Origin of the sequence: Acidithiobacillus sp. (assembly GCF_027322205.1) — a bacterium.
Lineage (GTDB): Bacteria > Pseudomonadota > Gammaproteobacteria > Acidithiobacillales > Acidithiobacillaceae > Acidithiobacillus.
On the sequence record NZ_DAHVHY010000061.1, the window covers coordinates 2,438 to 11,774 of the forward strand.

Consider the following 9,337-nt stretch of genomic DNA (forward strand, 5'->3'; position numbering starts at 1 on the left):
CAGTGCATACGGCTTTAACCTGGTTGCGCGCGATAACCAGCAAGTCTTCGAGGGGAACCCATTCTTTTTTGATGTTGAGTCGCCCGGACTGCAATGCGGCCATATGCAGAATGCGGTCCACGGTGTGTTCCATTTTTTCAGTTTGCTCGCGGATATTCTCCAGGAGATCATGCTCATCGGCAGTCAAGCCCTGCGCATTGCGCTGAAGTGTCGTCGCTGTGCCCAGTACGCCAGCCAAAGGCGTTCGGAGGTCATGAGAGACGGCACCCAAAAGAGCGTTTTGTAATTGCTCGACCCGTAAACGGACATCGGCTTCAGTACGCTGGAGGGAAGCCAGCGCCGAATCCAGGGCTACCGCGATGAGTCGCGCCACCGTTTCGAGAAAGCGCAACCAGTCCGCAGGGGCCTGACGGAGGTCGAGATCGGATAGCATCATGACCCCCAGGACACGCTCGCCGGACAGCATGGGCATAAACAGCGCCGGGAGTTCCGCCAGCGTGTCAGTACTCATCCCGGCATTCTTTTTGTTCAGAAAGCTCCACCGGGCGGCAGCCCGCAGGTTACGTTGCGGAGCTTCCAGTTCGGTGGTGGATGCTGCTGGAAAGATCTGCAAAGGACCGCTGGTGTTGTCCGCCGGTGGCAGCCAGAACGCGACCGCAATACCCAGGGTCTGGTGCAGTTTCTCAATGCTGGCGTTCAGAATCCCCTCGACACCCCGGGCGCTGCTGAGCGCCTGAACCAGTTGATAGAGGTTGCGTGCCCGTCGCTCGCGGATGCGGGCCATGAGTTCCTGTTCGCGCGAACGCGCCACCAGTTGACTGATGAGTAGAATCAAAGAGAGGATCAGCGCAAAGTAGGCGAGTGAGCCGAGGGTTGTCGGTAAACCCCGATCCAATCCAAACGAGTAGTAACTGACCATGGCGGTAATGAACGTGATGAGGGAGGGCCAGCGGCCATACATCAGTGCAGCACCCACTGCGCCTAGCATGTAGAGCATAAAGATTCCGGCAAAACCCAGGTAAGCGCCCAGGGACCAGGCTATGCCGCTTAAAGCAAGTCCTAATACCCCGCTGATCACAAAGGCACGATTCCGCGCACGCCGCCGCAGGGGGGTATTCATAATACCGAGGTATTGTTGATTTCGCAGGCGTCGATCTTCGGGGATGGTTTTTTTTACCGGTAACGGATGAATCACCACATCAATGCTACGCTCGCTGTTCAGCAGATGCGCCGTGAGAGAGCCTGGCCACCACCAGAGGAATTTGCGCAAACCCTGCGTTTGTCCCAGTACAACCTGGGTGACGTCGCGTAATCGTGCATAGGCCATAATCTCTGCGCCGATGTTTACTCCGGTCAGACGGGTGGTTTCTGCCCCCAGACTCTCTGCAAGGTGCAGGTGATTCCATATCCATGCCTGGGTCTGAGGTTTCTGCAACAAGCCACGTGGGGTGTCCACATGAATCACCAGCCAGTCAGCCCGTTGGGCGGTCGCCAGGTGATAAGCCGCGCGCACCAGATGCTCATCTTCCGGACGACCACTCACGGCTACCAGCAAACGATCCCGGCTACCACTACGCCGTTCCTCTTCCGGATTCTGTTGATGGAACTGTCGCAACTCCAGATCGACCCGGTCTGCTACCAACCGCAATGCCAGTTGCCTCAGGGCGATAAGGTTGCCTTTACGAAAAAAATGCGTCATCGCGCGCTGACCGCGTTCGCCCAGGTAAACCTTGCCCTCCTTGAGTCGCTGCAGGAGATCCTCGTCACTGATATCAACCAGGATCAGTTCATCGGCCTGCTGGATGAGATGATCCGGTATGGTCTCCTGAACCTGTATCCCGGTAATCTGTTGGACGACTTCATGTACGCTCTCCAGGTGTTGAACATTCACGGTGGTCGCCACGGAAAGACCTGCGTCCAGCAACTCATCCATATCCTGCCAACGCTTCTTGTGGCGAGAGCCGGGGGCGTTGCTGTGGGCAAGTTCGTCCAGCAGGAGCAAGCCCGGGCGGCGGGCAAGGGCCGCATCCAGGTCAAACTCTTCAAGCACAACGTGTTTGTAAGGAATATGCGTCCGCGGTAATGTCGGCAGGGCATCGGCCAAGGCTTGGGTTTCACTGCGCTGATGGGTTTCGACGATGCCCACCAAAACGTCCACCCCCTTGGCCATCTCCTGCTGTCCGTAGCGCAGCATGGCGTAGGTCTTCCCAACGCCTGGGGCGGCACCAAAAAAAATCTTGAGGCGTCCACGCTGACGCGCCTGTTCCTCCTGCTGCACCTGTGCCAACAGGGCATCCGGGTCAGGTCGTCCGTCTTTGCGGTCCTCAGTGGACATCTGCTATTACCAAGTACCGGATACCACCGTCCATAACGCGCTCCCTCGTTGCCGCGTCTGCCTGCGTTTGAGCATAGGCCAAAGCCCGGCCATTACCAAGCGGGTTAACGCCAGCGTTATCTGCAATGAGCAGGATTTACTCAAAAATATATCATTTATATAGAATTTATAGACGTTTTATATGGAATTTATAGATGCAATCTTGCTAGGCTTTCCTGCGAGCATATTATGATTGCGTGCGGGATCTTGGCCCGTGCTCACGAAGGAGGTTGGCATGGAATTTGTGTACTTATTTATTATGATCGGTTTTTTCTTGGCATCCCTAGGGGTTGTTGAGCTGTTGGATCGTCTGAGGAGCATAAAATGAACGCCTTTGCATGGATAGGTCTCGGATTGGGTGCGATGCTCTTCATTTATCTTCTGGTATTTCTGATCAAGCCGGAGCGGTTCCTATGATATCAACCACCATACTGACAGCCGCGGTTCTGTTGTTGACCATTCTGCTGGCCTTGCCCCTGGGACGCTATATGCACCACGTCTATGCCGGCGATCGATTTTGGGCGACGCGCCTGATGGGTCCCGTGGAGCGGGGACTGTACCGCATCACCGGCGTCTCGGCAGACCAGGAAATGGGCTGGAAACGTTATGCCGTCGCGCTATTGATATTCAACCTGATCGGTGGCGTTTTTCTCTATGCCTTGTTGTTGGCGCAAGGCGCGCTGCCCCTGAATCCTTTACACTTCGTTGGCGTCCAGGGTGGCTCCGCATTTAATACCGCAGCGAGCTTTATCACCAATACCAACTGGCAGGACTACTCCGGCGGCTCGACCATGAGTTATCTCTCGCAGATGCTGGGGCTGACCGTGCAGAATTTCCTCTCGGCGGCGACGGGTATCACCATCGTCCTGCCCATCATTCGCGCTATCGCCCGTCATAAAACCAAGGATCTCGGAAATTTCTGGGTCGACATGACGCGCACCGTTTTATACGTGCTGCTCCCCCTCTCCGCGCTCTTTGCGTTGATTCTTATGGAACAGGGCGTGGTCCAAACCCTTACCGGTGAGGTGCGGGCAGATCTTATTGCACCCTTTATATCCGGCGGTAAGACCATTCTTCATCAAATAATGCATGTGGGACCAGTGGCCTCGCAAGAGGCGATCATGATGCTCGGCAACAACGGGGGCGGTTTCTTCAATATGAACGATGCCCACCCTTTCGAAAATCCTACCGCCCTTACCAACTTTCTAGAAACCCTGGCGATGATTCTCATCCCTTCTGCACTCGTGTTCATGTTTGGGCATATGGCCAAGGCCAGGCGCACGGCATGGGCCATCATGATTTCCATGCTGCTGCTCTTTATCCCCCTGACTCTCGTCAGTCAGCACTATGAACTGGCCGGGAACCCCGTGCTTACCCAGTTGGGGATCTCCCAAGCCAACACCGCGAGTCTTGCCGGTGGTGGCAATATGGAGGGGGTGGAAGACCGTATTGGTGCCGGCGCGACCGCGCTGTTTGCAACGTTGGCTACCGCGACTTCTACGGGGGCCGCTAACGGCGCCTACGATTCCCTCATGCCGTTGTCCGGGGGGGTAAACCTTTTCATGATGCAGTTGGGTGAGGTCGTGTTTGGCGGCGTTGGTTCAGGACTCGCTACTTTCCTCGCCTTCATGATCTTTGCGGTTTTTCTCGGTGGTCTCATGGTGGGGCGCACACCGGAATTTCTCGGCAAGAAGATCGAGTCCTTTGAAATAAAAATGACCTCATTATCCATTCTGGTCATGCCGTTGTTGGTGTTGATTGGTACGGCCATCGCCGTCACCACGGTGGCGGGGCGGGCTGGCGTATTCAATCCCGGGGCGCACGGTTTCAGCGAAATGCTCTATGCCGTGACGAGTCCGGCCAACAACAACGGCAGCGCATTCGGCGGTCTGAGCAGCAACACCCGGTTCTACAATCTGCTCACCGGCATGTGCATGTTGCTGGGCCGGTACTGGACCTATCTGCCGTTGCTGGCACTGGCGGGTGCCCTGGTCGAGAAAAAGAAAATTCCCGCAGGATCGGGGACATTGACGACTTACACGCCTATTTTCATTGGTCTGACGGTCGGCGTCATTCTTCTGGTCGGCGCGCTCAACTTCTTTCCGGCTCTGGCGCTGGGTCCGATTGCAGAGCAACTGGCGCCCATCAGCACCCTGACTCATTAGAGGAATCATATTCATGGAATCTACCTATCACAAACATGCGGCATCTCCGATCAACTGGAAAGATCAGGGCCGGGGCGCCCTGTGGGACAGCTTCGGTATGCTCTCTCCCCGTCGCCAGTTGCGCAATCCGGTGATGTTTGTCGTCTACGTCGGCTCCTGGCTCCTGCTGGCCCTCTTCTTTCACGATCTAGTCGTGCGTAACGGCGAGGCACTCTTTACCGGCGTGATCGACCTGTGGCTCTGGCTCACACTGATTTTTGCCAATTTTGCGGAAGCGCTGGCCGAGCGTCAGGGCGAGGCTCAGGCCAACAGCCTGCGGCAGAGCCGGCAGGAAGTCACGGCCAAAAAGCTGTCGAAACCGGTGCGTGATGCGTCCTATAAGGAGGTTCCCGGCGCCAGCCTGCGCAGCGGCGATTTCGTCCTGATAGAAGCGGGAGACCTCGTCCCCACGGACGGTGAGGCGGTGGCGGGGGTCGCGGCCGTCGATGAAAGCGCCATCACGGGCGAGAGCGCGCCCGTCATCCGTGAAAGCGGCGGTGATCGTAGCGCGGTCACCGGCGGTACCCGGGTGATCTCGGACTGGCTCATCATCCGGGTGACGCAGGAGGCAGGACATACCTTCCTCGACAAAATGATTGCCATGGTGGAGGGGGCGGCACGGCGCAAAACCCCTAACGAAATCGCCCTGAGCATCCTGCTGGTGGTGTTGACGCTGGTTTTTCTGGTGGTCACCGTTACCCTTTTTCCATTTTCCTGGTATAGCGTGCATTACGCCAGCCACTCCGGGTCAGTGATCAGCCTGACGGTGCTGGTAGCCTTGCTGGTCTGCCTGATTCCCACCACCATCGGGGCCTTATTACCCGCCATCGGCATCGCCGGCATCGTACGGTTGTTGCAATCTAATGTGGTAGCGACTTCCGGGCGCGCCATCGAGGCGGCTGGCGATGTGGATATACTGCTTCTCGATAAAACCGGCACTATTACCTATGGCAACCGGTCCGCAGCGGCGTTTTACCCCGTTTTAGCCGTCACTCAGGAAACCCTCGCGCAGGCGGCCCGCCGCGCCTCTTTGGCCGATGAGACGCCTGAAGGCAAAAGTATCGTGATGCTTGCGGAGAAACATTACCCGCAAAGCCGGGAAACCTTGCCACCTGAAGCCCAATTGATCCCTTTCACTGCCGAAACCCGCATGAGTGGGGTGGACTGGAATGGGCAGCAATTGCGTAAGGGATCTCCCGACGCCATGAAGCTATGGGTCCAGACACTGGGGGGCACCTGGCCTATGGATCTGGACGGCGTAGTGCAAAAAATTGCGGGCGATGGTGCGACACCTCTGGTGGTCAGCTCTGGCGCAACAGTACTAGGCGCCATTGAGTTACGAGATATCGTCAAAGCCGACATCAAATCCCGCTTTGCCGAATTGCGGGCGATGGGTATCCGTACCGTCATGGTGACCGGCGACAATCCCTTGACCGCCGCCGCTATCGCCGCAGAAGCGGGGGTTGATGACTATCTCGCGGAAGCCAAACCGGAAACCAAGCTCGCGCGCATCCGGGAATACCAGAATGAAGGTTACATGGTCGCGATGACCGGGGACGGCACCAACGACTCGCCAGCCCTGGCTCAAGCGGACGTTGGTCTCTGTATGGCCAGTGGTACCCAGGCGGCGCGGGAGGCCTCCAACATGGTGGACATGGACTCCAATCCCACCAAACTACTGGAGATCGTCCAGATCGGCAAGCAACTGCTGATGACCCGTGGCGCCCTCACCACCTTCAGTGTGGCGAACGATGTGGCCAAATACTTCGCCATCATCCCGGCGGCGTTCGTGTCGACTTACCCCCAATTGAGTGCGCTGAACATCATGGATTTGAGCTCGCCTACCCATGCCATTATGGCCGCGGTCATTTTTAACGCCCTCATCATCCCCTTTTTGATTCCTCTGGCCCTTAAAGGCATCAAGTTTCGTGCGGACTCGGCGCAACATATTCTTCGCCGCAATGTGTGGATCTACGGATTGGGTGGCATTATCGCACCATTTATCTTTATCAAACTGATCGACATGCTGCTGGTTGTACTGTAGGAGGATGACACCATGATCAAAGACATCAAAACCGCGCTGTTGCTGTTCCTGGTTCTGGCCGTGATGACTGGCCTGATCTATCCCCTGGCGATGACGGGTATCGGCCAGATCGTGTTTCCCCATCAGGCCAACGGCTCTCTCATTCGCCAGCATGGGCGGATCGTGGGTTCTAGCCTCATCGGCCAGTATTTCCGTGAACCGCAGTACTTCTGGAGCCGTCCTTCGGCGACTTCACCGGTACCATACAATGGGGCGGGGTCCAGTGCCTCCAATCTGGGTCCGAACAACCCCGTTCTGGCACAACATGTGGCGGCGCGGATCAAGGCCCTTAAAGCCGCGGACCCCGCTGAGAAAGGCCCGGTTCCGGTGGACCTCGTGACCTCTTCCGCGAGTGGTCTGGATCCCGACATCAGTATTGCTGCGGCCCTCTATCAGATCCCGCGCATTGCGCAGGCTGGTGGTATTGATATCGTGACATTGCGCCACCTGGTTCAGCAAAATACGACAGAACCCCTGCTGGGATTCATCGGTGAACCGGTGGTCAATGTGGTGAAGCTGGACCTCGCGCTGCATGACCGATACGCCGCCGCGCATGGAGCAACAGTATCCCCCACGAAAGGACCGCAGTCATGATGGCTTTCTGGGCGTGCGCGGCTTTGGTTACCCTGCTCACGGTCGTGCTTGGCATATATCGCTGCGAGGCGCAGAAAGTGGCATTCCTTCGCCGCAAAATCAGCGCGTTTCAGGGCGGAGCGATCCGCCCGGCAGGCTCACCCGGCGCCCAGGGGTACGCGACACCACAAAACCCTACCGTTGGCGGAGGGGGTTTCCCTCCTCTACTAACGGCAGGGTATCTAAGGAGGTACAAAAACACATGGAGACTTTGAAAGAAAGTATCCTCGCGGCCGAGTGGGCGGGCTACCATTGGGCGCTGCAACACCCGGATGCTACCGCAGATGAGGTTGAGGACGCCTGTGAAGCCTATTTTCCCGAACATATGTCTGGCGTGCTGGCTTATGCATTTGAGCGTGGTTGGGCGATGGCGCGCGAGGGGAAACCGCCGCAGTCCATCAATCCCGATCAGCCCTCAGTGCCGAACCCCCACTAAGGAACTCTCCATGTCACCATTAACGCTTTTCGGCGTGATTGCTGTCACATTGATGATGATTTTTTATGCCCTGGAGACGCGCTCCCTTTGGTGGACTCTGGCATTTTCCGTATCGTGCCTCGGAACGTCTGTTTATGGATTCCTGGCCGGTACCTGGCCTTTTGGCGTGGTCGAGTTTATCTGGTGCCTGCTGGCGTTGCGCAAATGGTATCTGCTTTATGCTCAGAAAGAAAACATTGCGGGCAAAATGGAATAGCGGAAACTTGGCGGTATACTAACTCTTGGCTCGTATTATCACGTTATCGTATGTGCAGTTTCCTCGTTGCTCTCCGGGCAAAAATATATAAAAATTATATGCCATTTATATGGAATTTATAGATGATGACCATCTACAATCTCTGTTGAGGACATAACCAAACGGGTTTTTAAACCAATGGAGTCTTTATAATGACCATGAATACTGTCGGTAAAACGGCTATACATTCCGTAGTACCCAGCCGTTCAGCACTACAGAAGCGCGCACGTCGCTGGGTTATCAAGATCGGGAGCAGTCTGCTGACTCAAGACGGCCAGCGATTGGATTTGTCGGCCATGCGGAACTTTGTGCAGCAAATACTGCAACTTCGCGCCGAAGGCATTGAAGTCGTATTGATTTCCTCCGGTTCTGTCAGCGCCGGAAAATGTCGCCTGGGCTGGGCACAGAAGACGACCACCGCCGAAGAACGTCAGGCGGCGGCCAGCGTGGGGCAATCCGCCCTGATTCATGCCTACGAGAATCTCCTGGCCGAGGAGGGGACGCATTGCGGGCAGGTGCTGCTGACGCGCGACAACTTCAGGGATCGGAAGCGCCTCAAGAAGACCCGATCCACCATCGAAATACTCCTGAAAATGCAGATGCTGCCCATTATCAATGAGAATGATGCGATCGCCGATCCGGATAACGCCCTGGGCAACAACGACCATCTGGCCGCTCTGGTCAGCAACGTCTGGCATGCCGACCTGATGGTATTGCTGACGGATCAATCGGGGCTATTTACAGTCGACCCGCGCGCGCGGCCTGATGCCGAAATGATCACGGAAGGCATGGCGGGTGACCCACGACATGAGCGTATGGCGGGTGGAAGCGGTGGCACTGTGGGTACTGGTGGCATGCTCACCAAAATACACGCCGCCACCCATGCGGCGCGTTCTGGTGCGGCTACGCTCATTGCCGATGGACGAATCCCGGATGTGCTCCTGCGCTTGCGCAAGGGAGAGCTTTTGGGGACGTTTCTGCGTTCCAGAAAATTCGACCGGAAATTGCGCAGGGATGCCTGGACACGTCTTCAGATCAACAACGGCCAGCAGTGGGTGATCCATCCCATGCTCCGGGTAAAAAATGAGGTGGTGGCTTTTTATTCGGAGACGCTGCCTTTTACCGCAATACCAATACTCAACGGTCAATAAATTTGCACATTCATTGGCTACGCAATCGCACCAGTCATACCTGGTGTACAGGCCTCTTTTACGAAATTGGAGAAACATGATGAACAGCTTCACCATGAAAAAAGCCCCCCGCACCGGCAGCAAGCGGAGCTTAACAATCCTTGCTGTCGCGGTGTTATCCA

Annotated in this window: 8 protein-coding genes; 7 read left to right on the forward strand and 1 reads right to left on the reverse strand. The window is 56.3% G+C overall.

Features of this window, described 5'->3' with window-relative positions:
- A partial coding sequence (locus M7F93_RS09200; protein ID WP_298172334.1) for a histidine kinase dimerization/phospho-acceptor domain-containing protein occupies positions 1 to 2,335 on the reverse strand: 2,335 nt, incomplete at its 3' end.
- Positions 2,336 to 2,698: 363 nt separating this feature from the next.
- Between M7F93_RS09200 and kdpF the strand changes: the two genes are divergently transcribed.
- From kdpF to proB, 7 genes are all read left to right on the forward strand, one after another.
- Positions 2,699 to 2,791, forward strand: coding sequence for a K(+)-transporting ATPase subunit F (kdpF, locus tag M7F93_RS09205; RefSeq protein WP_298172337.1), 93 nt, complete (start codon positions 2,699 to 2,701; stop codon positions 2,789 to 2,791).
- Entirely contained in the window at positions 2,788 to 4,539 is a 1,752-nt protein-coding gene (gene kdpA / locus M7F93_RS09210) for a potassium-transporting ATPase subunit KdpA (protein ID WP_298172342.1), read from the forward strand. The genes kdpF and kdpA overlap by 4 nt, the downstream gene beginning before the upstream one ends.
- 13 nt (positions 4,540 to 4,552) lie before the next feature.
- On the forward strand, positions 4,553 to 6,622 hold the full coding sequence (gene kdpB / locus M7F93_RS09215) for a potassium-transporting ATPase subunit KdpB (protein WP_298172344.1): 2,070 nt from the start codon (positions 4,553 to 4,555) through the stop codon (positions 6,620 to 6,622).
- A 12-nt stretch (positions 6,623 to 6,634) separates the two neighbouring features.
- The gene (kdpC, locus tag M7F93_RS09220; RefSeq protein ID WP_298172346.1) at positions 6,635 to 7,255 is read left to right on the forward strand and encodes a potassium-transporting ATPase subunit KdpC; all 621 of its coding nucleotides are present in this window, start codon (positions 6,635 to 6,637) and stop codon (positions 7,253 to 7,255) included.
- Between the two features lie 241 nt (positions 7,256 to 7,496).
- On the forward strand, positions 7,497 to 7,730 hold the full coding sequence (locus M7F93_RS09225) for a hypothetical protein (RefSeq protein ID WP_298172349.1): 234 nt from the start codon (positions 7,497 to 7,499) through the stop codon (positions 7,728 to 7,730).
- 10 nt (positions 7,731 to 7,740) lie between these two features.
- The gene (locus tag M7F93_RS09230; RefSeq protein WP_298172352.1) at positions 7,741 to 7,986 is read left to right on the forward strand and encodes a hypothetical protein; all 246 of its coding nucleotides are present in this window, start codon (positions 7,741 to 7,743) and stop codon (positions 7,984 to 7,986) included.
- A 191-nt stretch (positions 7,987 to 8,177) separates the two neighbouring features.
- Positions 8,178 to 9,176 (forward strand): glutamate 5-kinase, encoded by a 999-nt coding sequence (gene proB / locus M7F93_RS09235; protein ID WP_298172355.1) that lies wholly within the window; start codon positions 8,178 to 8,180, stop codon positions 9,174 to 9,176.
- The last annotated feature ends 161 nt before the right edge of the window (positions 9,177 to 9,337 follow it).